This is a genomic window from Kushneria sp. AK178 (assembly GCF_053903105.1).
Window position 1 is genome coordinate 22196 of sequence record NZ_CP096381.1, and the last position, 26427, is coordinate 48622.

The window sequence follows — 26427 nt, forward strand, 5'->3', positions numbered from 1 at the left end:
GGTATCGATGGGGTATCGATGATGTGTTTATCGTGCCAGTTCGGCGCGCGGGTTAATATCGATAAATCTGCCATGACCCTTGAGAAAATCTCACATGACAATGCCGGAATCACTGCCCCCGCTCAACGCCCTGAAAGCCTTTGAAGCCGCTGCCCGGCTGGGCAGCGTCACGCTGGCGGCTCAGGAGCTGAGCGTGACCCACGGGGCCGTCAGTCGCCAGATTCGTGCACTGGAGACACATTTCGAGACGTCGCTTTTTGAGCGCGCCGGCCGCGGTCTGGTACTGACCCGCCACGGCCGCCAGCTCCACGCCGGCGTCAGCGAGGCCTTTACCGGCCTGCGGGCCAGCTGTCGCAGCCTGAGTCGCGAGATCGAGGGCGCCCCCTTTACCCTGGCCTGTCCGGGCAGCCTGCTGGCGCGCTGGCTGATTCCGCGGCTGAATCGCCTGCATCGGGAACTGCCGGGACTCAGGCTCAACGTGCTGGCCAGCGACGGCGAGCCCGACCCCGGACGCGGTGACATCAGCGCGGCGCTGGCCTTCATCGCCCCGCCCTGGCCGTCCGACATGGAGGTGATCGAGATCGCCGCCGAGACCATCGGCGCGGTAGCCGCGCCCGACATCGCCGCCCGACTGACAGGGCAGCCGTTCGAGGCGCTGCTGGAGGAGACGATTCTGGAGACCGCCTCGCGCCCCCAGGCCTGGCCGCAGTGGGCCGAGGCCACAGCAATGGATGGCGAGCGGCTGCATCTGGCGCGCGACGCCGGGCAGCGCTTTGAGCATCTCTACTATCTGATCGAGGCGGCGCTGGCGGGCCTGGGGGTGGCCATCGCCCCGCGGCTGGTCATCGAGGGCGATCTGAAAAGCGGCCGGCTGGTCGCCCCCTGGGGCTTTGTCGAGACCGACGCCCGCCTGTGTCTGCTGCTGGCGCGCGGCACCCCGCGCCAGAGCGGCGAGCAGCTGGCGGCGTGGCTGCGACATGAGATGGCCCGCTTTGATGATTGAGCAATAACGTTCAAGCCCGGGAGAGGCAATGCCCCTTAGGCTCCGGGTATAACGCCCCTGGAGAAAGGCCATGAACAGCGCGTTCGAGTTTCAGTTTGCCAGCAGTCACCATGTCCCGACGCTCAAGATGCTGCGGGCCTCGATCAGTGATTTTCGCTACGACCGCCACGCGCATACCGAGTACGCCTTTGGCGTGACGCTGGCCGGGCGGCAGGATTTCTTCAGCGCCGGTGCCTATCATCGCAACCCGCCGGGCAGCGTCATCTTCTTCAACCCCGAGCAGCCCCATGACGGCGAGTCGGGCGGCGAACACCGTCTTGACTACGTCATGGCCTATATTGCCCCCGAGGCGCTGGCGGCACTGTTTGCCGACGCCGCCGGCGATGAGCGGGCGCAGCGTTTGATCAGCGCGCAGACCCTGATCACGGATGCCCTCCTGCGCAACGCCATTCTGGCCCTGTCGCGGCTGGTCAGAAACGGCATCGGCAGCCGGATCGATCAGGAACACCTGCTGCAGCAGATCGCCGTGCGCATGGTGCAGCGTGCCGGACGCTATCAGACCCCGGTACCGGCCGGCACGCGCCCCGATGCGCTGTTAACGCGCGCCTGCGACTATATCCGGGCCCATCTCGACGAAGAACTCTCGCTCGAGCGCATCAGCGCTGCCGCAACCCTGTCCCGGTATCACTTTCTGCGCCTTTTCCGCCGTCAGTTCGGCATGACCCCGCACCAGTACGTAATCAGCTGTCGCATCGACGCCGCGCGCGGCGCGCTCGAGGCCGGGGCCACGCCCGGCGAAGTGGCGATGCGCTACGGCTTTGCCGATCACAGCCACTTCAACCGCCGCTTCAAGCGCATTCACGGCGTCACGCCCTGGCAGTACCAGCGCTTTATTCGTCACTGACCCGGAACGACTCTCATGCTCGCCATCATCGTTTATGCCCTGGGCATCATGTACACGCCCGGGCCCGTCAATCTGCTCGGCCTCAACATGGGGCTGCACGGTCAGGCCCGACGCTCGATCGGATTCTGCCTGGGCGTGGGACTGGCCATGCTGATGTTGTTTCTGCTGTTCGGGCTCGCCGGCGCCGCCTGGGTCGGGCCCAATGTGCTGGCCCTGTTCGGGGCGCTGGGGTGCGGCTATATCCTCTATCTGGCCGTTAAAATCGCGCGATCCAGCATCGACCCGGCCGCGCTGGAACAGGCGCCGCGCCCGCTGCGCTTTCGCGATGGACTCATCATGCAGCTGGGCAACCCCAAGGGCATCATCGCGACACTACCGATCGCCACCCTGCAGTTCCCGGCGGCCGGCATCGATGGCGTCATGCTGCCTGTCTGGTCGCTGGGGCTGGCGGCGCTGGCCGTGGGCGCGCCGGGCAGCTACGCCGTGCTGGGCGCGCTGCTCGGGCGGAGGCTGGAGAGCGCGCGCCTGCTCCGGGGGATCAACCTGGTCATGGCAGCGCTGCTGACCTGGGTGGCGCTGTCCATGGCCCGGGAGCACGTCTGGAGGCCGCTGATGGCGCAAGTCGGTGGGACGTGAACGGCTGCGTGGATGATGCCCCGGCTATGTCGGTGTTTCGCCACGCTGTCGATACTGCTCGCTGGCACGGGTCAGGTGATTGCCCATCGCGCGGGCAGCGCCCTCGACGTCATGGACGCTGAGATAGTGCACGATGTCCCGATGCTCTCTGAGCGTGACGTCTTCGGCGCCCTGAAAGCTGATGATCGCGACATGATAGTCCTTGAGCCAGTGCAGCATGCCCCGGGCGGTGGCCGCAAAGATGGGGTTGCCGGTCAGGTCGGCAATGGCGTGATGAAAGGCCATGTCGCACTCGATGAAGGCGGCCCCGGTAGGCTGACGGGCCATCTCGTCGATCAGGGCTTCAAGGTGAGCGATGTCCTCGGGTGTGGCCCGGGCCGCGGCCATGCGGACCATGCCGGTTTCAAAGAAAAGACGTGCCTGGATGAGATGATCGACATTCTCCTCGGAGCCCGATAGGAGCAGCCGTGCGGTGGTGTCGAACTGATCGATCATCGAGGTGACGCTGAACTCGCTGACGCGTGCTCGTTCGCCGTGAGAAATGGTGATCAGACCTCTCGAGGCCAGGCTCTGCATCGCCTCGCGAACGGCCGGGCGCCCCACCCCGAAGCGGTTCATCAGCTCGCGTTCGGGTGGGAGCTGGTCACCCGGGCGCAGCACACCGCTGCGAATCTCTTCGAGCAGCCTGTCCAGCACTTCATCAGAGAGCTTGCGTCGTCGAATCGGCTCATTGGAGGTCGGGAGCATCGAGGCGATTTCCTTGTAGGGGACCCATCATGATCAGTGCTCTGGCGTCATGATCTTGCGGTGTTCAGCGGCTTCTGCCGATGCCATTGCCCGGTCATTGTCTCCGTCTGGCGTATCGGCTTCAACGCCTGCGTCATGCCATTCGGGCCAGCGGTTCTGAAAGATTTCCTCTCCTTCCCTGACGGCCGTCCAGAGCGCCGACAGAACACGTCTCGTTATGACCCGCAAGAATCAATGTGGCGAGGTCGTCATACCAATAGGTAGGGTTGATCCTTTTTGGCATCTGCCGTACTTGAAGGAATTCCGTCATCAGGATCACCCTTATTTTGTTAAAAACAGCATCTTATCTCTGTTTATGCCTCTGTTTAATGAAGGATGATGTAGTAAAGCGTATCGGCGTGCGACCTGAGTCGTATTGCGTCAGTGGTATGATGAGATGATGATCACTCCCGCCTAGCCAGGCCGTTATAAAGTCGATCGCAGCCGCGAAGGACTTTTGCCCATCCATGCCGGTGAACTGCCGCCAAGACGGCAGCGGGAGTGAAGTGATCATGTCTCACGCGCACACGGATGCCGTGGCGGCGTCTGCTATCCGCAAGGTTGCCATCCGTCTGGTGCCCTTCGTGGCCCTGATGTTTTTCATCAATTATCTCGACCGTACCGCGATCTCGTTTGCTGCCCCCAACGGCATGAACAGCGATCTGGCGCTGAGTGCTGCGCAGTTCGGTTTTGCCTCCGGCATCTTCTTTCTGGGCTATATCCTGTTGGAAGTGCCCAGCAACATGGCCCTGCACCGCTTTGGCGCCCGCAAGTGGCTGGCCCGCATCATGGTGAGCTGGGGCGTGGTGGCACTGCTTTTCACCTGGGTGGACAGTGCCGTGGAGCTTTATGCGCTGCGTTTTGCTCTGGGCGTGGCCGAGGCGGGCTTTTTCCCCGGTGCGATCCTCTTTTTGAGCCTGTGGGTGCCGGCGCGCTATCGCAGCCGCATCCTGGCGCTGTTCTATCTGGCCCAGCCCCTGACCACCGTGATCGGTGCGCCGCTGGCGGCATCGCTGATCCAGCATGACGGTGCCTTTTTCGGGCTGGCGGGCTGGCGCTTCATGTTCTTTGGCGTGGCCATCCCGGCGATTGTCATGGGGATCGTGGCCTGGTTTTATCTGGTGGATCGCCCCGCCGATGCCAAATGGCTGACCGAGGACGAAAAGCGCTGGCTGACTCAGGAGCTCGAACAGGAGTCACGCCAGAAAAGCGGCAACGATCATGGCCGTCACGGTTTGAAGCTTGCCTTTACCAACGGCCGGGTCTGGACGCTGTGTCTGATCTATTTCGGTTTCATCTACGGGCTCTACGCGCTCGCCTTTTTCCTGCCCACCATCATCGGTGGCTTTGAAGCGCAGTTCGGCACTCAATTCGATCTGATGCAGAAGGGTTTGATCACCGCGATCCCCTATCTGCCGGCGGCGGTGGTGCTCTATCTCTGGTCACGGGATGCCACCCGGCGCGGCGTGCGCAGCTGGCATGTGGCCCTGCCCGCCTTTACCGGTGCGATCAGCGTGCCGCTGGCGCTCTACATGGATTCCCCGGCGGCGACCGTGGCCGTGATTACCGTGACGGCCTGCTCGATCTTTGCCGCCCTGCCCAACTTCTGGACGCTGCCGACCCGGTTTCTGGACGGTGCGGCGGCCGCGGCCGGCGTTGCCCTGATCAATACGATCGGCAACATGGCCGGCTTTTCGTCGAGCTATCTCACTGGCGCGCTGCATGATCTGACCGGCAGCTACACCGTACCGATGTTCGTGGTCGGCGGCTTCATGCTGCTATCGGGCATTCTGATGCTGGCCATTAGCCGTGTGCCCCGGCCCGATTCGGGCGTGTCTGCCTCTCACGCCGGTGCAGGCGCCCATTGATTCATTCAGGAGACATCATGGCCATCGGATTGAGTACCTACGCCTTTTTCTGGCGAGGATCGGAGCAGGTCGAAACACCCATGACGCTGGAGGCGATGCTGGAAGAGACGGCCGAGCTGGGCGGTGAGGTCTTCCAGATCTGTGACTACCCGGCGATCGAGACATTTGACGAGGCGCGCCTGACGGCGCTGCGCGATCGGGCGCGCTCGCTGGGTGTTGTGCTGGAGCTGGGTACCCGGGGCGTGGCGCCCGAGCATCTCGAGCGCTATCTGACGCTGGCCCGTCGGCTCGATGTGCGCCTGATTCGCAGCATGCTCTACAGCAGCGATGATCGCCCGACACCGGAACAGGCCATACAGCGCCTTGAGCAGATCCTGCCGGCGTTAAAAGAGCAGCAGGTCACGCTGACACTGGAAACCTACGAGCAGGTCAGCGTCGAGACGCTGATGCAGGTCATCGAGACGCTCGACGATGACCATATCGGCGTGTGCCTGGACCCGGGTAACTGCGTGGCGGCGCTCGAGATGCCCAAGGCGGTCATCGAGCGCACAGCGTCCCGGGTGACCAACCTGCACATCAAGGACTTTGCCTTCTCGCGCTCGCCCGGCTGGGTCGGCTTCCAGTTGACGGGCACTGCGCTGGGCGAGGGCCTGTTGCCCCTTGAGGACATGATCGCCCGGGTCGAACCGGGCAAACGCGACATCAACTGCATTATCGAACACTGGCTGCCCTGGCAGGGTGATGAAGCCACCACCATTACCACCGAGGCGCGCTGGACACGCCACTGCATGGACGTTTTAAGGAGTCATCATGGATAACGTATACCCCCATATCGCGATGGTCGGTGCCGGCGGCAAGATGGGCATGCGCATCTCGGCCAATCTCGAGGCCAGCGACAGCACGATCTACTACTGTGAAAACGCCCCCGCTGCACAGGAGAAAATGCGCGAGGCCGGTCGCGAGGTCAGCGACATCGAGCAGGTCATCGAGCACTGCGATCTGGTGATTCTGGCGGTGCCGGATATCGTGCTGGGCAAGGTCTCCGAGCAGCTGGTGCCGCGCATGAAGGCGGGCGCCACGGTGCTCACGCTGGACCCGGCGGCGGCCTATGCCAATCTGCTGCATCAGCGCGACGAGATTCACTACGCCGTGGCGCACCCCTGCCATCCGTCGGTCTTTCTGGAGCGACGCACCGATAAGGAGTGGGGCGATGCGTTTGGCGGCAGCGCGGCCGTGCAGTCGATCGCCGCCGCCTTTGAACAGGGCAGCGACGCAGAACGGGCGTCGCTCGAAACGGTGATTCGCCAGATGTATGGCCCGGTGGATAAAGTGCACTGGATGACCGTGACGCAGCTGGCCTATCTCGAGCCGACCCTTGTGGAGACCGTGGCCTGCATGGTCGGCACCTTCATGAAGGAAGCGCTCGATGAAACGGTCGAACGCACCGGGGTGTCGCAGGAAGCGGCCGAAGCCATGCTCTACGGCCATATCCAGATTGCGCTCGCCGTGGCGTTTCGCAGCACCAATCCGTTCTCGGATGCCTGCATGGTCGCCATCGACTATGGTCGGGAGAATATCCTCAAGGACGACTGGAAGAAGATCTTCGAGCAGGAGGAGCTCGACAAGGTCATTGCGCGCATGCTCAAGATCGATCAGGTGCGCCGCGACGCACCGGCCCTGAACTGAGTCGACGCGGGAGTATGCTTTGACAGGGCCGATTCAGGATCGGCCCTTTTCTCCTTTCTCCCCCTTCTCGCCCTGCAGCCGCTCCAGCGCGCGTCGATAGGCGCCGCTGCGCACCGCGCGGCTGATCATCGGCATGGCGCTTTTGATCCCTCTGCGCACGGCGTGTCGCTGCAGGCGCGACAGCTTCAGATCCAGCATGTCGTTGGCCCAGTCGGGCAGCAGATCGATCCCGGCGCGCATGAACAGCGCCCCTGCCGGACGCAGCACGAGATTGCGCGGCGGCGCATCCAGCAGCACCCGGATCACTTCACGGGTGCGCTCGTCACACACCAGCTCACGACGCTTCGCCTCGAGATAGTTCGCCACGGCGTCCCGGCTGTCGGGCACGTGGCGGGCGCCCAGCGCTTCGGCGATGCAGGCGGTCTCAAAGTAGTAGCGGTCCTGATCGGCGTGACTGAGCTGCGGATTGCGATAGCGCAGGTGGCCGGCCATGAAGCGGCTCATCTCGGCCACGTGCACCCAGACCAGCAGGTCGGGGTCGTCGGCGGCGTAGGGGCGGCCGTCGGCGGCGTGCCCTTTCACATAGCCATGCACCCGACGCACTCGGGCAATGGCGGTCTCGGCCTGCTCAAAGGTGCCGAAGCTGGTGGTGGCAATGAAGTCACTGGTGCGCCTGAGCCGCCCGATCATGTCTTCGCGAAAGCGGGAGTGATCCCAGATACCGGCCAGCGCCAGCGGATGCAGCATCTGCAGCAAAAGCGCGCTGATGCCGCCGCACATCATGGGCGTGAAGTCGCCGTGAATATTGCGGACCAGGCCGTCGCGGGGAAACGGGCCGGGGTTGGCATCCGTACGCGCCTCGCCCAGGCGCTGAATCATGGCATCACGCAGAAAGGTCGAGGTCATGGGCGCAGGGCTCGCGTCTCCGGCGTTGGAAGGGCTGGCAGGCGCTTTCAGTGTAGGACACCGTAGCGGGTGCCGCGGGACCGATCACGTTCGCGGCGCCTAGACCTGCCCGTACTGTCCGCCGGCCTCGCCGAGCCAGCGTCGGATCAGCGGCTCGACCGCCCCGGGGGCCTGGTCGAGCATGGCGCGGGTGAGGTGTCGCACCGATTCCAGCAGGTCGCGGTCGCGGGTGAGATCGGCAACCTTCATGCCGACAAGCCCTGTCTGGCGGGTGCCGAGCACCTCGCCGGGCCCGCGCAGCTCCAGATCGCGCTCGGCGATGCGAAAGCCGTCACCGGACTCGCGCAGCACCGCCAGGCGCTCGCGGGAGGTGTCCGACAGCGGCGGGTGATAGAGCAGCACGCAGAAGCTCTCCACGCTGCCGCGCCCGACCCGGCCCCGGAGCTGGTGCAGCTGGGCCAGTCCCAGACGCTCGGGGTTTTCAATGATCATCAGACTGGCGTTGGGCACATCGACGCCCACCTCGATGACCGTGGTGGCGACCAGCAGGTCCAGCTCGCCGTCGCGAAAGGCGTTCATGACGTCGGCCTTCTCCTGCGCCTTCATGCGCCCGTGCACCAGACCGACCTGAAATTCCGGCAGCGCCTCGGTCAGGGTGTCGCGGGTGACCTCGGCGGCCTGGCAGGTCAGCGCTTCGGACTCCTCGATCAGGGTGCAGACCCAGTAGGCCTGGCGCCCTTCGAGGCAGGCGTTGCGAATGCGTTCGGTCACTTCGCCGCGGCGCTCGTCGGAGACCGCCACGGTCCGGATCGGCGTGCGCCCGGGCGGCAGTTCGTCGATCACCGAGACGTCCAGATCGGCGTAGGCGCTCATGGCCAGCGTCCTGGGGATCGGTGTGGCGGTCATGATCAGCTGGTGCGGGGTGCTGCCGCTGGCCTCGCCCTTCTGGCGCAGGGCGAGACGCTGGTGCACGCCGAAGCGGTGCTGCTCATCGATAACGGCCAGCCCCAGGCGATGGAAATGGACATCCTCCTGAAAGAGCGCGTGGGTGCCGGCCACGACCCGGGCGTGCCCTTCGCTGATCATTGCCTTGGCCTCGAGCCGTGCCTTGCCCTTGAGCTTGCCGGAGAGCCAGGCCACCTCGATGCCCAGCGGCTCGAACCAGCGCTTGAGGCTCTTGTAGTGCTGTTCGGCCAGCAGCTCGGTGGGCGCCATGAGCGCGGCCTGATAACCACCGGTCACGGCCTGCAGCATGGCCATGGCGGCCACCACGGTCTTGCCGGAGCCGACGTCGCCCTGCACCAGCCGCAGCATGGGGGTGGTCCGGGCGATGTCGGCGCCGATCTCGCTGAGCACGCGACGCTGGGCGCCGGTCAGCGAAAACGGCAGCTGGGTCAGAAAGCGGGTCGCCAGTCCGCCGCTGGCGGGCAGCGCCGGGGCAGCGTCGTCCTGAATGCGCAGGCGGATGCGATACAGGCTGAGCTGGTGCGCCAGCAGCTCCTCCAGCGCCAGCCGCTGCTGGGTGGGGTGGCGCCCGTCGGCAAGCGTCTCCAGCGGGGCATCCGGCGGCGGGAAGTGCAGATAGTCGAGCGATTCGCGCAGCGCCGGCAGTCGAAAGCGGCTGCGCAGCGTCTCGGGGATCAGCTCCTCGAGCGTCAGGCTGCCCTGGTCGAGATGTTCAAACGCCTGACGGACCAGCGCGCGCAGACGCGGCTGCGCCAGCCCTTCCGTGGTCGGGTAGATCGGCGTGAGGGTCTCCTCGACCGCCTCCCCGGTATCGTCCTTCAAGAGCCGATACTCGGGGTGATACATCTCCAGCCCGGTACTGCCGGAGCGTGCCTCGCCGAACAGGCGTATCCGGGTGCCGCGGCCAAACTGGCCCACCTGGGCCTGGGAGAAGTGAAAAAAGCGCAGCGACATGATGCCCGAGCCATCACGCAGGCGGACCAGCAGGCTGCGTTTGCGCCCCTGAATCACGTCAGCGGCGGTGACTTCGCCCTCCACGACCGCCTCGTGGCCGGCGCGCAGATCCGCGATCGGCGTCACCCGGGTGCGGTCCTGATAGCGCAGCGGCAGGTGGAAGAGCAGATCCTCGGCCACCTGCAGGCCAAGGCGCTCGAGACGTTCGCGCATCGCCGGTCCCACGCCCTTGAGCGTGGCGAGATCCGTGGCGCCGCTGGCGGGCCGGGTCACGGCAGTGCTCATGACGGATCGATCACCTGCTGGCAGGCCCGAATGGCGCGCGTGATCGAATCGATCGCCTTGGGCCGCGGAAAGCTGGCCCGCCAGGCCAGCGCCACGGTCCGGCTCGGTGCCGGCGCCTTGAACGGACGGGTTTCCAGCACACCGCTGGTGTAGTGGCCGCTGCCGGTGGCGGAGCGGGGCACCACGGTGATGCCCAGCCCCGAGGCGACCATGTGGCGGATGGTTTCCAGCGAGCCGCCCTCGGCAATCAGGGTGTTGCCGGGCTGATGGACGTGGTCCTTGATGGTCGGGCAGGCCTCGAGCACCTGGTCACGAAAGCAGTGGCCCTCGCCCAGCATCAGCATCTTCTCGTCATACAGGACCTCGCGGTCGATCTCCTTCTGGGAGAGCCAGGCGTGGCCGGCCGGCAGCAGCACCTCGAAGGGCTCGTCATAGAGCGACTTGGTCAGCACATCGGGCTCGGCAAAGGGCAGCGCCACAAGAATCACGTCGAGCTCGCCGGAGCGCAGCTTGCGCCGCAGCTCGCCGGTGAGGTTCTCCTCGATGTAGAGCGGCATCTGTGGCGCTTCCTCGGAGAGTCGCGGGATCAGATGCGGGAAGAGATAGGGGCCGATGGTGTGGATGGCGCCGACCCGCAGGGGGCTGGAGAGCTGGTCCTTGCCTTCGTTGGCCAGCTCCTTGATGGCGCCGGCCTGTTCGAGCACGCGACTGGCCTGCTCGACGATCTTGTCGCCCAGCGGGGTGACCTGGACGGTGGACTTGCTGCGCTCGAACAGCGCCACGCCCAGTTCTTCCTCCAGTTTCTTGACCGCCACCGACAGGGTCGGCTGGGAGACGAAGCAACGCTCGGCGGCGCGCCCGAAATGGCGCTCCTGAGCCAAGGTTACGATGTAGCGAAGTTCTGTTAGAGTCATGTAGCAGACCGAGCCAGCACGTGGAACAGGAAGTTGTCGCATGAAGCGACCGTTCAATTCAGGGCCTTATAGTCAAACCTTATCGGCCCTATCAAGCAAGGAGCTTAGCGGGTGAACAAGACAATTCTCATCCTTGGATGTGGCGATGTCGGTACCGCGCTGGGAGAGCGCAAGCTCGCACAGGGATATCGTGTGGTCGGTGTTCGGCGCCACGCCGAAGGCCTTGAGCGCAGCGGCATCGAAGGCGTGTCGATGGATATCAATGATGTCTCCTCGCTCGAGGCGCTGCCGGATGCCGATATTGTAGTCTATGCCATCAGTGCCGACCGCTTCGAGGAGAGTGCCTATCAGGCCGCCTACGTCGATGGGCTGGATCGGGTACTGAGCCATTACGAAGGGCGCGGCCACCTGCCGCAACATTTCTTTTTCGTCTCCTCGACCTCGGTCTACGGCCAGCAGGAGGGCGAGACGGTGGACGAAGAGAGCGTGCTCGAGCCCCAGAGCTTCTCCGGACGGCTGCTGATCGAGGCCGAGCAGCGTCTGGCCGGCAGCGCCCTGCCCGGCACCACCGTGCGTTTTTCAGGCATCTATGGCCCGGGGCGCGAGCGGCTCATCGGCCAGGTTCAGGAGGGCCGCATCGCCCCCAAAAGCCCGGCGATGTACTCCAACCGCATTCATCGCGACGACTGTGCCGGCGTGCTGGACTTTCTCATCGAGCGCGCCGTCAGCAATGAGCCGCTCGAGCCGGTCTATCTGGGCAGCGATACCGAGTCCACGCCGCTGCACGACGTGATGATGTGGCTGGCCGCCCGGCTCAACGTCGAGCCCAGCAGCACCATTCAGTCACCGTTGCGCCGGCGCGCCAGCAAGCGCTGCGACAGCCGCCGGCTGGTCGAGGCCGGCTATCGGTTCCAGTATCCCACCTTTCGGGAAGGTTACGCCCAGGTGCTCAAGGCGGCCGGCATCAAGGTCAGCGAGCAGGCCTGATGCTGTACGCAAGGGCCTGTCACGGACCGGACCCGACGGGTTGAAACAGGAAGGGGGCGATGGCTGGTGCCATCGCCCCCTTTCATTGCGGCCACCGGTCAACCGCGAAGCGACTCAGTCGCCCAGTACCATGACCCCTTCGGCCTCGAACAGGCTGCCCTTGGGCAGTTCCTTCACGCCCACCGCGGCACGGGCCGGATAAGGCGGCTGAAACCACTCCTCCATGACCTTGTTGACGCGGGCAAAGTGCGACAGATCGGTCAGGTAGAGATTGAGCTTGACGACGTCGGTCAGGGAGCCGGCGGCTTCTTCACACACGGCCTGCATGTTCTTGAAGACCTGATGGGCCTGCTGCTCGATATCGTCGCTGACGATCTCCATGCTGACCGGGTCCAGCGGGATCTGGCCCGACAGATAGATGGTATTGCCGGCCTTGATGGCCTGCGAGTAGGGACCGATGGCCTCCGGGGCATGATCGGTATGGATGGCGGCACGATTGCTCATGAACACTCCCTGCGTTGTTGTTGAAAGGATGCTTTAAAAGGGGATGATGCGACGGATCGTCAGCTGCCGGTACGCGAGACGCGACCCACATAGGCCAGATTGCGAATGCGCTTGATGATTCGTGCCAGATGCACGCGATTGCGCACGGCCAGAGTCAGGTTGACGATCGACAGACGCTCATCGCGCTCCTCGATATTAATGCGCTCGATATTGGCTTCGGCGTCGTTGATCAGGCTGGCCAGTTCGGCCACCAGCCCGCGGCGCGTTTCAATCTCGAGGCGCAGCCCCACCGGGAAGTCATCCTCCACGGTGTCGGACCACTGCAGCGGGAAACACTTCTCCGGATCCTCGCGACAGTCTTCCAGATTACCGCATTCACTGCGATGCACCACAATGCCGCGACCGGCACTGAGATTGCCGACGATGGTATCCCCCGGCAGCGGATAGCAGCAGCGGGCAAAGCTGATCACCATGTTGCGGGCGCCGCTGATGGCCATCGCCCCCTGGTCATCGCTGTGGGCCTGAATCTCCTCGGGTTCGCTGTCGGCCAGCCGTCGTGCCACGCTCCAGGCCACGCGGCTGCCCAGCCCGATCTCCTCGAGCAGATCGTCCAGCGACTTCAGCGCCAGGGCGCCGAGCAGCGCGTCAATGCGGGTCTTCGACAGGGCATCCAGGCTCAGGTTGAACGAGTTGAGCGCCTGGTTGAGCAGGCGCCGGCCCAGCGCCACCGAGTCGTTGCGCTGCTGATGCTTGAGGGCGTGACGCACCGCCGAGCGGGCCTTGGCCGTGATCGTGAACGACAGCCACGCCAGATTGGGCTGGGCGCCCGGCGCGGTGATGATCTCGACGGTCTGGCCGCTGTCCAGACGCGTCGACAGCGGCGCCAGATGACGGTCAATGCGACAGGCGATGCAGCTGTTGCCGATGTCGGTATGCACCGCGTAGGCGAAATCGATCGCGGTGGCGCCGCGCGGCAGTTCCATGATGTCGCCCTTGGGGGTGAAGACGTAGGCGTCATCGGGGAACAGGTCGTTTTTGACGTGCTCGATGAACTCGAGCGAGTTGCCGGCATGGCGCTGCATTTCCAGCAGGCCGCGCACCCACTCGCGGGCGCGGGCGTGGCTGCCCATGGCGATCGGCCGATCGGTCTGGCCGGCCTTGTAGAGCCAGTGGGCGGCAATGCCGTTGTTGGCCATCGCCTCCATCTCGCGGGTGCGAATCTGCACCTCGATGGGCAGGCCGTTGGGGCCGAAAAGCGTGGTATGCAGGCTCTGGTAGCCGTTGGCCTTGGGGATGGCGATGTAGTCCTTGAAGCGCCCCGGCACCGGCTTGTAGAGATTGTGCACCGCGCCCAGGATGCGATAGCAGGTATCGACCCGGTCGGTGACGATGCGAAAGCCGAACACGTCCATCAGCTCGTTGAACGGCTTGCGCTGGTCGCGCATCTTGCGATAGATCGACAACAGATGCTTCTGGCGCCCCATCACCGTGCCGGGCAGCTCGTCGCCATCCAGCGTGCTCTGCAGGGTGCTCTGGACGTGGCGCACCATCGAGCGGCGGTTGCCGCGCGCCCTGACCACCGCGCGCTGGATGCGCTCGGCGCGCATCGGGTGGATGGCCTGAAAGGAGAGATCCTCCAGCTCCACCCGAATGGTGTTGATGCCCAGCCGCCCGGCGATGCGCGAGTAGATCTCCAGCGTTTCGCGGGCGATGCGGCGTTTCTTGTCCGGGCGCAGGGCGCCCAGGGTGCGCATGTTGTGCAGCCGGTCGGCGAGCTTGACGATGATGACGCGAATGTCGCGCGACATCGCCAGCACCATCTTCTGGAAGTTTTCCGCCTGGGCGACGGCCTTGTCCTCGAAGGTGATCTGGGTCAGCTTCGACACGCCGTCGACCAGCTCGGCCACTTCCTCGCCGAACTGGCGCGACAGTGCCTCCTTGGTAATGCCGGTATCCTCGATCACGTCATGGAGCATCGCCGCCATCAGGCTTTGATAGTCCATGTGCATGTTGGCGAGGATATTGGCGACGGCCAGCGGGTGGGTGACATAGGGCTCGCCGGAGCGGCGGCGCTGGCCGTCGTGGGCCTGTTCGGCGTAGTAGAAGGCGCGTCTGACCTGCGCGATCTCGTCGACGGTCAGGTAGCCGTCCAGGCGGTCGGAGAGATCATCGATCGTGAACATGGCAGGTCAGTGTATGGGCAGTGGGCTTATTCGCTTTCCGGCTCGTAGCGCGGGCGCTGCGGCACCATGGCTTCCAGCGGCTCGTTGAGCACGGAGCGATCGATCTTTTGCGCCGCAATTTCACGCAGTGCCATGACGGTGGGCTTGTCGTTTTCCCAGGGCAGTTCGGCATTGCGCGAGCCGCGGGCCAGCTGACGGGCGCGGTGGGTGGAAACCATGACCAGCTGGAAGCGGTTATCCATGTATTGGAGACAATCTTCAACCGTTACTCGTGCCATGATGCTGGCTCCTGAATGCGTTGGGTCTTTATGAAGGCGCCCGGCGCGTCACGGGCCGGGCGTATCGTGTTCGGAAGGGGGAACCGAGTCTACCGGAGCCCTTCCACTTCTGACAAGAGCTTGCCGAGCAGCGCCCGGTTTGTACCCTGTACCCGCGTCGTTCGCAGACGTTCGGCACCGATCAGCCCTTTCAATTCCGCCACGGCGGTGGCGAAATCGTCGTTGATGATCAGGTAGTCATACTCGTCGAAATGCGACATCTCGCTGATGGCATCGCGCATGCGCCGATCGATGGTGGCGGCGTCATCCTGCCCCCGGCCGGCCAGGCGCTCGCGCAGCGCCTCGCGCGAGGGCGGCAGGATAAAGATCGACACCGCCTGCGGCATCTGTTCGCGCACCTGGCGTGCGCCCTGCCAGTCGATTTCGAGAATGACATCCTCGCCCCGGGCCAGCCGCTTCTCCACTTCCACACGCGAGGTGCCGTAGTGGCGATCAAAGACCCAGGCGTGTTCAAAGAACTCGCCCCGCTGGATCATCGCCTCGAAGGTGGGCTCATCGACGAAGTGGTAGTTGATGCCGTCGGTTTCGCCGGTGCGCTTGTAACGGGTGGTATGAGAGACCGACACCCCGATGTTGTCGGTGGCGGCCACGAGCTCGCGCACCAGGCTGGTCTTGCCGGCGCCCGACGGGGCGGAAATGATGTAGAGCGTGCCCTGGGACATGAAAGCGATCCGAATGAATGGCTGCAAGGCGCCCCATTATGGCACAGCCCTGCAGCCGCCGGTGAGGGGACATTCAGGCCGCGACGGCGATCTCGTCGTGCAATGGCACATCGGCCAGCCGCGCCATCGCCTGGCGATAGGCTTCCACGTTCGCCGGATACTTGACTCCTTCGACCAGCGAGAGCTGGCGCAGCACCGGGAAAAGCTCGATGTCATCCAGCGACAGCACGCCGTTGACGGCCTCCGGTGACTGGATCAACGCATCCAGCTCGTTGAGCCAGCGCTCGACGTCCACCAGCAGCTCCGGGGTCTGCCCGAGCAGCGTGGCGAAGCTGCCAAACGCCACCTCCTTGTTGGCGGTGAAGTGCTCGGCGGCCTCCCGGGTGGCAAATTCGCCCAGCGGTGCCCGCGGCACGCGGGGGATAAAGAGCTTTGCCACGGTGTCGGAGGCGGCGTTGACCCAGCGCGTGATCTCCGGATTGCGCGGGCCGTCCATGACCTTCACGCCCTCGGCCTGGCTGTCGATGCCCTTCACGATCGCCATGCTCTCGACCATGGTATGGCCATCCTCGAACTCGAGAATCGGCACCTTCTTTTCACCGACCAGTCGCGTGGGCGTCTCGGCATCGTCGTTGAGCAGCGTCTGCAGGGTGATCGGTACATCGCGCAGCCCGAAGATCATGCGTGCCTTCACGCAGAACGGGCAGTGATCATAGATATAAAGGTCCATCCTTGAGTTCTCCAACTTGTCCTTTTCAGGGACTAATTCTGGGCGACGAAGCCTGACCCCGCCACCCGCGGGTTACTTCCCGGCACGATCAAGCATTGGATAGTGGCGAAAAAGCCCCTGCTCGGAAAACGCCAGACGCCGCTCGGAGGCGAGATACTCGCTGATCAGGGGCAGTTCCAGCACGTGATCGTGCAGGGCGATGACCTTCGGGATATCGCCTTCCAGCGCGGCCATGGCCTTCGGGAAGGCGTAGCGCAGCCCCTGCACCACGTGAAAGAGCGACAGATCCACATAGGAGAGCCGCTTGCCGACCAGATACACCGTGCTGTCGGGGTTGTTGTCGATGATGCGCTCGAAATAGTGAAAGAACTTCGGCAGGCGGTTGTCGATGAAATTGCCTGCCCGGCGCAGCGCCTCGTCCTGTTGATCCTCGAAGTAAAGCTCCGGCCCCAGGGGGTGATGCACGTCGTGGGCCTCGGCGACAAAATCGGTGATGGTCAGCTGCAGGCTGTGGGTCCAGTACTGATAGACCTTGTCATCCTGGACCAGCTTGAGCCGCGGCCCCAGGTACTGAAGGATATTGGCGACATGGGAGATGACCTCCCCGCCCGCCTTCAAAAAGGGCGGGGCGAAGGGTGGGTAGTGGGTCATGCTGCCATCCAGCCAGGCGGTGACGGCCTCCACGCCGTAGCCGGGTTCAGTGGTGTTGCCCACATCGATATAGTCGGCGTCGCCGGCTTCCAGCGCCAGTCGAATGAATTCGCCCCGGCCGGGGATGGTCGGCCAGTAATAGAGTTCGTAACGCATGGGGTCTCTCCGTACCGACGTCTCTGATTGCCCTATGGTGGCAGGTGATGCTGACCGGGATGAAGCGCTCCCCGTCACCGGGCATGAAACGGCATAGTGTGCTGATCAGACCGTTTGCCAGCGCGGCGGTGCCGGCTGCACCAGCGCCCGGTTGATGGCCTCGAGCGCGCGCGCGAGCGCCTCGCGATCAGGGGCGGCGCTCAGACAGATGCGGATGGCCTGCGGTGCGGCGGTGCTGCCGACACAGAAGGCCTCCGCCGGTGCCACCCGCACGCCGTCGTGTTCCAGTGTCTCGACCAGCGCCTGAGCGCGGTGCTCGCCGGGCAGGGTCAGCCAGGCATAGAAGCCGCCGCGGCGCAGGGTGATCTCGAAATCGCCCAGCGCCTCGCGCACCATCGCCTGACGCGCCTCGAGCTCCTCGAACTGCCACGCCAGCAGCCGGTCGGCCTCACCGCTTGCCAGCCAGCGCCCGGCGATGTCGGCCACCAGTGCCGGCGGCGACCAGCACTGATTGCGCAGCGCGCTGCGAAGCCGCACCAGCAGGGCGGTCGGCGCGCGCACGACACCGGAGCGCAGCCCGCCACCCAGAATCTTGGCCACCGAGAATACGAAAATCGTGCGCTCCGGCGCCAGCTGATACAGCGGCGTTTGGCGGGCCTCGAGCGGCAGATGCATGACGCCGTCCTCGATCAGCCAGAAATCGCGCTCGCGGGCCAGCGCCACCAGCGCCTCGCGGCGCTTCTCGGAGAGCTGCACCGTGGTGGGGTTGTGGTGTTCCGGCATGAGATAGAGGGCTTTAAAGGGCGTGCGCTCGTGGCGCGCCGCCAGCGCCGCCACATCGATGCCCGCGTCATCAAACGGCACCGCCACCGTTTTCAGCGACTGCTGACGCGCGGCGCTGATCACGCCCGGATAGCTCAGCGCCTCGGCCGCCAGCCGGTCGCCCGGCGAGAGCAGTACCGACAGCGCCAGGGTGATGCCGTTGGTGCCGCCCTGGGTGATCAGAAGCTCGTCCGGATCGACGGCCAGCCCCTGCGCCGTCAGCCAGTCGGCGTAGTGTCGGCGCGGCGTGGCCAGACTGTCGTCCAGCGGGTAGTTGATGGCCTGATCAAGTGCGGCGGGGTCGGCAGTCATGGCGGTCATGAAGCGCGCCAGCGCCGCCTGGCGCTCCGGGTGGGGTGGCGGCAGCGACATGCCCAGATCCACCAGCCCCTCGTGGGGCGCGCCGATGACCCGGGCAAAGCCCTCGGCGGTCGGTTCGGCCTTGACGAAGGTGCCACTGCCCACCTGGGCGCTCACCCGCCCGCTCTGCTCTACCAGCGCATAGGCCCGGGTCACGGTACCGACCGTGACCCCCAGGGCATCCGCCAGTCGGCGCTGGGGCGGCAGTTTTTCGCCGGGGGCCAGCTCGCCCTCATGAATGGCCTGCTCGATGGCCAGTGCCAGCGCGCGATAGCGCGGCCCGCTCTCCGAAAGCTCGGGTATCCACATTGTCATGGTGACAATAAATCCGTTGACGGTGACATTGGAAAACGTATGCTCGAATTGTCACCCATTTTGGGGTGACGATTCCAGAATTGTATTCATACAATGACAGGGAGGTCGTCATGATGTCCGTCAGCTGGTGGGTCTCGGTGACCCTGTTTGCCATCACCATGACCGGCACACCCGGTCCCAACAATGTCATGCTGACCGCCTCCGGGGCGATGTATGGCTTTCGCCGCACGCTGCCCCACATCCTTGGCATTCTGCTGGGCGGTCTGACGCTTTTTACGCTGCTGGCCCTGGGGCTGGGCACGCTGTTTCAGCGCTATCCACTGATCCAGCAGACGCTGCAGATCGTCGGCGTTCTCTATCTGCTCTATCTCGCCTGGCGCATCGCCTCGGCGCCGCCGCCCGAATTTGATACCACAGGGGACGCCCGACCCCTGACACTGTGGCAGGCGGCCACCTTTCAGTTCGTCAATCCCAAGGTGTGGGTGATGGGACTGACCCTGATGGCCAGCTTTCTGCCCGCCGAGGGCCCACTCTGGCTCAACGCCTTCGGTCTGGCGCTGCTCATGGAAACGGTTGCCCTGCCCTGTATCTCATTGTGGGCCGGTTTCGGCATGGTGATCGCGCGCTTTCTGACCACCCCGCGGGCGTGGCGCCTCTTTAACGTCACCATGGGGCTGATGACTGCCGCCTGCGTGGTGTTCATTGTAAAGTGAGCGCCACGTTCAACCATCAGCAGGGGCAGTATCTTCATGAGTGACAGGCCTGAAAAGTCCGGTGTGAGTGTCCGTAATGTGCAGGATCAGGACCTTGCGGCCATCCACGCCATCTACAGCCACCATGTTCGCCACGGGCTGGGCTCCTTTGAAGAGGTCCCGCCCACGCTGGAGGAGATGACCCGCCGCTGCGCCGACATTGTCGAGGCCGGCCTGCCCTGGCTGGTCGCCGTGATCGATGACACGGTGGTGGGCTACGCCTACGCCGGGTTTTTCCGCCCGCGCAGCGCCTTTCGCTTCTGCCTGGAGGACTCGGTCTACGTCAGCGTTGATGCCCACGGGCGCGGCGTGGGCAGTGCCCTGCTGAATGAACTGCTCACGCGCTGCGAGGCCGGGCCGTGGCGCCAGATGACCGCGCTGATCGGTGACAGCGGCAACCTGGGCTCCATTGCCCTGCACCAGCGTTTCGGTTTCACCCATCAGGGCGTGATCGAGGCCTGCGGTTTCAAGTTCGGCCGCTGGGTCGATACGGTGATCATGCAGCGCGCCCTCAACGAAGGCGACACCACCCTGCCGGAGGCGTGATGTTCGGGCCATGCCCCCTGAACACGAGGGGAGTGGACAATGGGCAGAGGCTGCGCCCGATAGTGCTGCCCTGCCCATGGCCGGCACGCGTTCTGTTAGAGCCGATAGAACCGTTCGGCGTTGTCGTGAAACAGGGCGCGCCGTTCTTGATCGCTCAACGATTGCGTGATGGTGTCAAAAGCATCGATGACGGTGGCGTAGTCACTGAAGAGTTTGTCGACGGGGAAGTTGCTGGCAAACATGCAGCGGTGCGTGCCGAAAAGCTCGATCGCCTCGAGCACGTAGGGCTGAATGCTCTGCGTGGTCCAGTGCCAGTCGCCCATGCCCAGTCCGGAAATCTTGCAGGCCACATTGGGCGCCTGAGCAAGCGTTGCCATGGCACGCTGCCAGGCCTCGAAATGGTCGGGGCCGTCGACCTGCATGCCTGTGTGGTTGAGGATGATCTGCGTGTCCGGAAAGTCGCGCGCCAGCTGATACAGCTCGGCCATCTGCGGGTAATAGATCTGTAGATCGAAGGAGAGATTTTTGTCACGCAGCAGGCTGAATCCGCGCCGCCATGACGCTTCGGTGGAAACACCGGGGCGGTCGAGATAGGTTTTGGCGGGGTCTTCGTGATAGTTGAGCGACTGGCGGATGCCGCGGAAGTTGGCGTAATCGCAGTGCTGATCCAGCGTCTCTTCGACGTGTGGATCGGACAGATCGGCGTAGCCAACGATGCCGTGCGGGAAGCCGCGCTCATCGGCCAGCGACTGGAGCCATCGGGTTTCACCGACCGGATTTGACGGGTCGAACCCCACATCGAGGTGCACGGACTTGACCAGATTCTGCGCGCGGGCGTCCTTGAGAAAGTCATCCAGCCGATAGCTCTGGCGGATCTCGCTGTAGTCCCCGAACGGCATGGGCTCGAGGTCGTCCTGAAGCCATGGATAACGGTGCTTTTCCAGATCGTAAAGATGATGGTGGGCATCAATGAACGGCAGTTCCTTCACGAGTCTTCTCCATATCCCCGGGTGTTCAGGCATGACAGCGTATCAACCTGCCGGTCCGGTCAACACTTGACCATGGTCTTGCTTGAGCCGCGCCTGTCCCATCGCTGCGGTCGACTGCAGTATTCGTGTGATTCGTGGTGCGCTGATCAAGCATGAACGGTATTCATTTTGAAGTGGGCAAGACTTCATTGGTCATGGCTGCGGGATGACGTCAGGATAAATGCACCTGCACCCATCATTCCCCTGGAGATCCTGTCCATGACGCAAGACCTGATTACCCGGCGACTCGATCAGGGCCCGCTCATCTGTGCCGAAGGCTTTCTGTTCGAACTCGAGCGGCGCGGTTACCTCGCCGCCGGCGAGTTCGTGCCGGAAGTGGCGCTGCTGCGCCCGGATGCGCTGGAAGCGCTGCACCGTGACTTTCAGCACGCAGGCTCCGATATTGTTCAGGCCTTCACCTACAACGGCCACCGCGAAAAGATGCGGGTCATCGGCAAGGAAGAACTGCTGGAGCCGTTGAACCGCGCCGCGCTCCGGATTGCTCGCAGGGTGGCCGACGACAAACCCGACAATCTGATGGCCGGCAACATTTCCAACAGCAACGTGTGGGATCCAGAGGATCCGGACGCGCAACAAAGCGTGCGCGCCATGTTTGACGAGATGGTGCAGTGGGCCGTCGAAGAGGGGGCCGATCTCATTATCGGCGAGACCTTCTACTATGCCGGCGAGGCGCAGGCCGCTCTCGAGGCCATCAAGGCAAGGGGGCTCCCGGCGGTCATTACCCTGGCGCCAATGGCCGAAAATCGCATGATGGACGGCCCCGGCATCGTCGAAACCTGTGTCGAGCTCGAAAAAAATGGCGCCAGTGTCGTCGGCCTGAACTGTTTCAGGGGGCCGGATACCATGCTGCCGTGGATTCAACAGGTCCGCGACGCGGTGTCCTGCCATGTGGCGGCGCTGCCCGTGACGTTCCGGACCACCGAGCAGGCGCCCACCTTTTTCAACCTCTCCGACACCCACGGTTGCAGCTGCCCGTCGCCCCACGGACGCCCTTTCCCGACCGCGCTGGACCCCCTGTCCTGCAACCGCTACGAACTGGGCGCCTTTGCCCGGGAAGTGTACGACAGCGGGGTCCGCTATCTCGGCGTCTGCTGCGGTGCCTCGCCGATGCACATCCGTGAAGTGGCCATGGCCGTTGGCCGGGAACCGGAAGCCGCCCGATTCGCGGAGCGCATGGAGAATCACTTCATGTACGGCAGCCACGAGCGCCTGCCGAAGCACATCGCGGCGCTGGGGGACAAGGCCTGAGTCGTGTTGAAGGTCTGCTGACGACAACGCCATCGAGGCTGTCATCGATGGCGTTCTGGTTTAAGGGAGGTAACGACCGATCTACTGCATCATCGCCCCGCCTGCCTCGTCATCCAGCGCAATGCCGGTGACGCCGATCTCCTCGGCCAGCGCCAGCAGATAGTGGCGCAGGGCGCGGCGGGTGGCCTGCTCGCGCAGGGTGTGGCGCACGCGGTCAATGACGGCCTCCAGCGGCAGCGCCTCCCCCGCGATCTTCTGATCGAGCTGCACCAGATGCCAGCCGTAGCGCGAGGCCAGCGGTCGATCGTGCAGGCCTTCGGGGAGATGTTTCAGGGCGTCATCCAGCTCCGGCACGGTCTGCCCCGGCGACAGTTCGCCAAGCGCCCCGCCGTTCTCCTTCGACGGACAGGCCGAATGGCGCAGGGCAAACTCGTCGAAGCGCTCCGGATGGTCGGTCAGCTCGGTGAGCAGGGACTCGCCCAGCGTTTTCATCTCGTCACGCCCGTTTTGATCGTCCGGTGCCGCCGGCAGCAGGATATGGCGCACGCGATAGCGCGGTGGCGTACAAAAGCGCTCGCGGTGGGCCTGAAAGTAGCGCTCACAGGCCGCGTCATCGGGCTCGGGCGTGGTCAGCGCCTGATCCAGCAGGGTGCTGATGGCGCCCTGCTCATCGTTTTGGGTCACCGCCCGGCCCAGCGTTATTGTCGCCTCCTGACGCAGCAGCTCACGGATCACCAGCGCCCGCGCCGCTTCAAGCTGTGCCGTTTCCGGAGAGTCTGCGCTGTGATACTGCATCTCGGCGGCAATCTCGTTTGGGTCGATCGGGGTGTCGCCCACCCAGATGGGTGGCAGGGCCAGGGTGGGATCATCCGGCAGCGTTTGCGTGTCGATCATCTGCATGGCGTTGTCTCCTCAGGCGCGGCGGCGTACCAGCTGATAGCGGCGGCCGATGTAGCCAAACGGCGCGCTCCAGGCGTGGACCAGGCGGGTGAAGGGGAAAATCATCACGATGGTCAGGCCTACAAAAATATGCAGCTTGTAGATCAAACCCACATCCATCAGATGGCTGGCGGCACCGGAGCGGAAGAACACGATCGACTGCGCCCACTCGGCCAGCGGCAGCATCACGCTGCCATCGAGATGATCGACGGCGGCAATGATGGTGAAAAGCCCCAGCGTCACCTGCACCATCAATAGCGCCAGAATCACGATATCCCCGGTGCTCGAGCTGGCCCGTACGCGCGGGTCAAACAGGCGTCGATAGAGCAGAATCATGCCGCCGGTCAGGCACAAAAGGCCGGCCAGACCGCCGACGAGGATCGCCATGATCTGCTTGTTGCCGGGCGTGATCGCCCACTCATAGGCCCAGTGCGGGGTCAAAAGCCCGACCAGATGGCCGAAGAAGATCACGATGATGCCGATGTGAAACAAATTGCTGCCCAGGCGCATGTGCCTTTTGGTCAGCATCTGGCTGGAACCGGTCTTCCAGGTGTACTGGCCGTGGTCAAAGCGCAGCAGGCTACCCAGTAGAAAGACCGTACCGGCAAGATACGGGTAGAAGCCGAACAGCAGGGTATGGGTGTAGTCCATCATGAGGTGACTCCCGAAACAGGATCGATGATTCGGACGGGTTGGGCCTCGTCGCGCGCGCTCTGGCGCTGCTGCGCGCGGCGCTGGCCGGCGGCGGACTGCACCGCGCAGTCCTGATCGGAGCTGGCGGAAAAGCGCACGGCCTCCTCTTCCCACACCGCATCGAGTGCGGCCGGGGTATCATCGCGACGCTCCTCGCGCACCTTGTCCTGGTGCTCGGTGATCTCGTCCTCGGCGCCGATCAGCGCCAGCAGTGTGGCCGTGGCCAGCGCCTGGTCGGCCTCGCGCTCCTCGAGCCGGGCGGTCAGGCGCGCCAGAATGTGGGCGATCTCGCCGAGCTGGCCGGCAATCTCGGCCTCTTCCCGCGTCGAGAGATACTCCAGAAACAGCGGCAGATAGTCCGGCAGCTCGCGGGCATCGAGCTCGAAGCCCGCCGCGCGATACTGCGCCAGCAGATCGACCATTGCCTGACCGCGGTCGCGCGATTCGCCGTGGACATGCTCGAACAGCAGCAGCGAGGTCGCCCGGCCCTTGTCGAACAGCGCCACATAGTCGGCCTGCAGATCGAGCAGATCCGCCTGGGCCACGCGGCGAATCCAGTGAATAAGCGTCTCCCGCCGCAGGGGCGTGAGCCGGTCCTCGGCCTTGATCACCGCCGTCATCTCGGGGGCGGCCTGCTGCAGGGCCTTCGTGGGGTAATCCAGCAGCCGGGCCAGTACGATCAGACTACGCATGGCGATCCTCCTCGGCGTCATAGGGCGCCACTTCCGGCTCGTAGTGCGACACCACGGGTTTCACCAGCGTGGAGGTCTGACGGCGCCCGCCGAACAGGCTGCCGGGGCTGTCGCCGCCGTTGCAGCCCTGACCGAAGGTGAAGCCGCAGCCGCCGCGCTCGGGGAAGGCTTCGCGGGCCTGCTCGCGATGGGTGGAGGGGATCACGAAGCGGTCCTCGAAATCGGCCAGCGCCAGATAGCGATACATCTCCTCGATCTGCGCGGCAGTGAGGCCCACGGCTTCCAGCACCTCGGTGGCTTCTCGCCCTTCGACCTGCTGGGCACGCTTGTATAACCGCATCGCCATCAGCCGCTTGAGGGCGCGGATGACGGGTTCTTCTTCACCGGCGGTGAGCAGGTTCGCGAGATAGCGCACCGGAATGCGCAGCGACTCGATGTCCGGCAGCACGCCGTCGCTCGGCACGTTGCCCTGATCGAAGGCGGACTGGATCGGTGACAGCGGCGGCACGTACCAGACCATCGGCAGGGTGCGGTACTCCGGGTGCAGCGGCAGGGCCAGCTGCCAGTCGATGGCGAGCTTATAAACGGGTGATGCCTGAGCGGCCTGGATGACGTTGTCTTCCACCCCGTCGCGACGCGCCTGGGCGATCACTTCCGGGTCGTGCGGGTCGAGAAAGATCTCGCACTGGCGATGGTAGAGATCCTGCTCATCGGCGCTGGCGGCGACCTCCTCGATGCGGTCGGCATCATAGAGCAGCACGCCGAGCGAGCGGATACGGCCCACGCAGGTCTCGGAGCAGACGGTCGGCTGCCCGGACTCGATGCGCGGATAGCAGAAGATGCACTTCTCGGATTTACCGCTTTTCCAGTTGTAGTAGATCTTCTTGTAGGGGCAGCCCGACACGCACATGCGCCAGCCGCGGCACTTGTCCTGATCGATCAGCACGATGCCATCCTCCTCGCGCTTATAGATCGCCCCGCTCGGGCAGGACGCCACGCACGCCGGGTTCAGGCAGTGCTCGCACAGGCGCGGCAGATACATCATGAAGGTGTTTTCGAACTCGCCGTAGATGTCCGCCTGGATGTGATCGAAGTTCCTGTCCTTGCGGCGCTTTTCGAACTCGGTGCCCAGAATTTCTTCCCAGTTCGGGCCCCACTCGATCTTTTGCATGCGCTGACCGCTGATCAAGGACCTGGGCCGCGCCACCGGCTGATGCTTGCCCTCACCGGCGCGGTGCAGGTGCTGGTAGTCGAAATCAAACGGCTCATAGTAGTCATCGATCGCCGGCAGCTCCGGGTTGGCAAAGAGCTTGGCCAGCACGCGAAAGCGCCCGCCGATGCGCGGCTCGATCGCGCCGTCCTTGCGGCGCAGCCAGCCGCCCTTCCACTTGTGCTGGTTCTCCCACTCCTTCGGATACCCGATGCCGGGCTTGGTCTCGACGTTATTGAACCAGGCGTACTCCATGCCCTCACGGCTGGTCCAGACGTTCTTGCAGGTCACGGAACAGGTATGACACCCGATACATTTATCGAGGTTGAGCACCATGCCCACCTGTGAACGAATTCTCATAATCACGGCCTCCACGACGATCGCGCATGGACTGCCCGCCACCGGCAGGATGCGCAGGTATGGGGCCCAGCGTGCGCGTGGCCGGGGATGGTGGTTTTGATGCAGGTCAAGGTGGGCGGGAGTGAGGAAGGGGGCTACCTCTTTGGGAGTAGTAAGCTAGATTATTAAAAAATACATACAATTCAGTGATTTGAAACGGTTTTCGATAGCGTCCGGGATGGCGTCAGGAAAGCAGGGATTCTTTCGAGGTAAGGCGGGTTGACGATGTATTTTGACCCCGCATAAGTGATCAGCGACTTTATGGAAATCGGCTGAAGGGCTG

26 protein-coding genes are annotated in these 26427 nt (G+C 64.2%); 10 read left to right on the forward strand and 16 right to left on the reverse strand.

Going from position 1 to position 26427, the window contains the following annotated elements; genetic code table 11:
- Positions 1 to 100: 100 nt before the first annotated feature.
- From M1D97_RS00105 to M1D97_RS00115, 3 genes are all read left to right on the forward strand, one after another.
- Positions 101 to 1003, forward strand: a complete 903-nt coding sequence (locus M1D97_RS00105) for a LysR family transcriptional regulator (protein ID WP_456270241.1) — start codon at positions 101 to 103, stop codon at positions 1001 to 1003.
- Positions 1004 to 1073: 70 nt separating this feature from the next.
- Positions 1074 to 1907, forward strand: coding sequence for a helix-turn-helix domain-containing protein (locus tag M1D97_RS00110; protein ID WP_456268708.1), 834 nt, complete (start codon positions 1074 to 1076; stop codon positions 1905 to 1907).
- Between the two features lie 15 nt (positions 1908 to 1922).
- Positions 1923 to 2543: a LysE family translocator gene (locus M1D97_RS00115; protein WP_456268709.1), complete on the forward strand. Its 621-nt coding sequence runs from the start codon at positions 1923 to 1925 to the stop codon at positions 2541 to 2543.
- A gap of 24 nt (positions 2544 to 2567) precedes the next feature.
- Here M1D97_RS00115 and nanR read toward each other — a convergent pair whose 3' ends face one another.
- A complete protein-coding gene (nanR, locus tag M1D97_RS00120; protein ID WP_456268710.1) occupies positions 2568 to 3290 on the reverse strand; it encodes a transcriptional regulator NanR in 723 nt (240 codons plus the stop codon).
- A 551-nt stretch (positions 3291 to 3841) separates the two neighbouring features.
- Between nanR and M1D97_RS00125 the strand changes: the two genes are divergently transcribed.
- From M1D97_RS00125 to M1D97_RS00135, 3 genes are read left to right on the forward strand one after another with little or no spacing between them, the layout of a single operon-like run.
- Entirely contained in the window at positions 3842 to 5197 is a 1356-nt protein-coding gene (locus M1D97_RS00125; protein ID WP_456268711.1) for an MFS transporter, read from the forward strand.
- Positions 5198 to 5214: 17 nt separating this feature from the next.
- Complete coding sequence (locus tag M1D97_RS00130; RefSeq protein ID WP_456268712.1) at positions 5215 to 6015, forward strand: sugar phosphate isomerase/epimerase family protein; 801 nt, start codon at positions 5215 to 5217, stop codon at positions 6013 to 6015.
- Entirely contained in the window at positions 6008 to 6883 is an 876-nt protein-coding gene (locus tag M1D97_RS00135; protein ID WP_456268713.1) for a phosphogluconate dehydrogenase C-terminal domain-containing protein, read from the forward strand. Before M1D97_RS00130 ends, M1D97_RS00135 begins: the two co-directional genes overlap by 8 nt.
- A 33-nt stretch (positions 6884 to 6916) precedes the next feature.
- Here the strand turns inward: M1D97_RS00135 and M1D97_RS00140 are convergent, their stop codons facing one another.
- The 3 genes from M1D97_RS00140 to M1D97_RS00150 all read right to left on the reverse strand — a co-directional run bounded on the left by M1D97_RS00140 (position 6917) and on the right by M1D97_RS00150 (position 10908).
- Positions 6917 to 7789, reverse strand: coding sequence for an oxygenase MpaB family protein (locus M1D97_RS00140; RefSeq protein ID WP_456268714.1), 873 nt, complete (start codon positions 7787 to 7789; stop codon positions 6917 to 6919).
- A gap of 99 nt (positions 7790 to 7888) precedes the next feature.
- The gene (recG, locus tag M1D97_RS00145) at positions 7889 to 9994 is read right to left on the reverse strand and encodes an ATP-dependent DNA helicase RecG (RefSeq protein ID WP_456268715.1); all 2106 of its coding nucleotides are present in this window, start codon (positions 9992 to 9994) and stop codon (positions 7889 to 7891) included.
- Positions 9991 to 10908 carry a LysR substrate-binding domain-containing protein gene (locus M1D97_RS00150; RefSeq protein WP_456268716.1) on the reverse strand — a complete coding sequence of 306 codons (918 nt, stop codon included), beginning with the start codon at positions 10906 to 10908 and terminating at the stop codon, positions 9991 to 9993. Before M1D97_RS00150 ends, recG begins: the two co-directional genes overlap by 4 nt.
- 111 nt (positions 10909 to 11019) lie before the next feature.
- Between M1D97_RS00150 and M1D97_RS00155 the strand changes: the two genes are divergently transcribed.
- Positions 11020 to 11895 carry an SDR family oxidoreductase gene (locus tag M1D97_RS00155; RefSeq protein WP_456268718.1) on the forward strand — a complete coding sequence of 292 codons (876 nt, stop codon included), beginning with the start codon at positions 11020 to 11022 and terminating at the stop codon, positions 11893 to 11895.
- A gap of 114 nt (positions 11896 to 12009) precedes the next feature.
- Here the strand turns inward: M1D97_RS00155 and M1D97_RS00160 are convergent, their stop codons facing one another.
- The 7 genes from M1D97_RS00160 to M1D97_RS00190 form a co-directional block, all read right to left on the reverse strand.
- On the reverse strand, positions 12010 to 12399 hold the full coding sequence (locus M1D97_RS00160) for a RidA family protein (RefSeq protein ID WP_456268719.1): 390 nt from the start codon (positions 12397 to 12399) through the stop codon (positions 12010 to 12012).
- Between the two features lie 59 nt (positions 12400 to 12458).
- On the reverse strand, positions 12459 to 14582 hold the full coding sequence (locus tag M1D97_RS00165; RefSeq protein ID WP_456268720.1) for a RelA/SpoT family protein: 2124 nt from the start codon (positions 14580 to 14582) through the stop codon (positions 12459 to 12461).
- A 26-nt stretch (positions 14583 to 14608) separates the two neighbouring features.
- Positions 14609 to 14860, reverse strand: coding sequence for a DNA-directed RNA polymerase subunit omega (gene rpoZ / locus M1D97_RS00170; protein WP_456268721.1), 252 nt, complete (start codon positions 14858 to 14860; stop codon positions 14609 to 14611).
- Positions 14861 to 14949: 89 nt separating this feature from the next.
- The gene (gene gmk, locus M1D97_RS00175) at positions 14950 to 15582 is read right to left on the reverse strand and encodes a guanylate kinase (RefSeq protein ID WP_456268722.1); all 633 of its coding nucleotides are present in this window, start codon (positions 15580 to 15582) and stop codon (positions 14950 to 14952) included.
- 73 nt (positions 15583 to 15655) lie between these two features.
- Entirely contained in the window at positions 15656 to 16312 is a 657-nt protein-coding gene (gene grxB, locus M1D97_RS00180; protein WP_456268723.1) for a glutaredoxin 2, read from the reverse strand.
- A 72-nt stretch (positions 16313 to 16384) separates the two neighbouring features.
- Complete coding sequence (locus M1D97_RS00185; RefSeq protein WP_456268724.1) at positions 16385 to 17119, reverse strand: glutathione S-transferase; 735 nt, start codon at positions 17117 to 17119, stop codon at positions 16385 to 16387.
- A gap of 105 nt (positions 17120 to 17224) precedes the next feature.
- Entirely contained in the window at positions 17225 to 18616 is a 1392-nt protein-coding gene (locus tag M1D97_RS00190; RefSeq protein WP_456268725.1) for an aminotransferase-like domain-containing protein, read from the reverse strand.
- A gap of 113 nt (positions 18617 to 18729) precedes the next feature.
- Between M1D97_RS00190 and M1D97_RS00195 the strand changes: the two genes are divergently transcribed.
- Positions 18730 to 19329 carry a LysE family translocator gene (locus M1D97_RS00195; RefSeq protein ID WP_456270242.1) on the forward strand — a complete coding sequence of 200 codons (600 nt, stop codon included), beginning with the start codon at positions 18730 to 18732 and terminating at the stop codon, positions 19327 to 19329.
- Positions 19330 to 19365: 36 nt separating this feature from the next.
- Positions 19366 to 19914 (forward strand): N-acetyltransferase family protein, encoded by a 549-nt coding sequence (locus M1D97_RS00200; protein WP_456268726.1) that lies wholly within the window; start codon positions 19366 to 19368, stop codon positions 19912 to 19914.
- Positions 19915 to 20009: 95 nt separating this feature from the next.
- Here M1D97_RS00200 and M1D97_RS00205 read toward each other — a convergent pair whose 3' ends face one another.
- Positions 20010 to 20903, reverse strand: coding sequence for an amidohydrolase family protein (locus M1D97_RS00205; RefSeq protein ID WP_456268727.1), 894 nt, complete (start codon positions 20901 to 20903; stop codon positions 20010 to 20012).
- A 258-nt stretch (positions 20904 to 21161) separates the two neighbouring features.
- On the opposite strand from M1D97_RS00205, the gene M1D97_RS00210 reads away from it, so the two are divergent.
- Entirely contained in the window at positions 21162 to 22211 is a 1050-nt protein-coding gene (locus M1D97_RS00210; protein ID WP_456268728.1) for a homocysteine S-methyltransferase family protein, read from the forward strand.
- 81 nt (positions 22212 to 22292) lie between these two features.
- Here M1D97_RS00210 and M1D97_RS00215 read toward each other — a convergent pair whose 3' ends face one another.
- Genes M1D97_RS00215 through narH form a run of 4 tightly spaced genes read right to left on the reverse strand, consistent with a single transcriptional unit; the run spans position 22293 to position 26105 of the window.
- On the reverse strand, positions 22293 to 23111 hold the full coding sequence (locus tag M1D97_RS00215; RefSeq protein ID WP_456268729.1) for a peptidylprolyl isomerase: 819 nt from the start codon (positions 23109 to 23111) through the stop codon (positions 22293 to 22295).
- A gap of 12 nt (positions 23112 to 23123) precedes the next feature.
- Positions 23124 to 23801, reverse strand: coding sequence for a respiratory nitrate reductase subunit gamma (gene narI, locus M1D97_RS00220; protein ID WP_456270243.1), 678 nt, complete (start codon positions 23799 to 23801; stop codon positions 23124 to 23126).
- Entirely contained in the window at positions 23801 to 24535 is a 735-nt protein-coding gene (narJ, locus tag M1D97_RS00225; protein WP_456268730.1) for a nitrate reductase molybdenum cofactor assembly chaperone, read from the reverse strand. The genes narI and narJ overlap by 1 nt, the downstream gene beginning before the upstream one ends.
- Positions 24528 to 26105 carry a nitrate reductase subunit beta gene (gene narH / locus M1D97_RS00230; protein ID WP_456268731.1) on the reverse strand — a complete coding sequence of 526 codons (1578 nt, stop codon included), beginning with the start codon at positions 26103 to 26105 and terminating at the stop codon, positions 24528 to 24530. Before narH ends, narJ begins: the two co-directional genes overlap by 8 nt.
- Between the last annotated feature and the right edge of the window lie 322 nt (positions 26106 to 26427).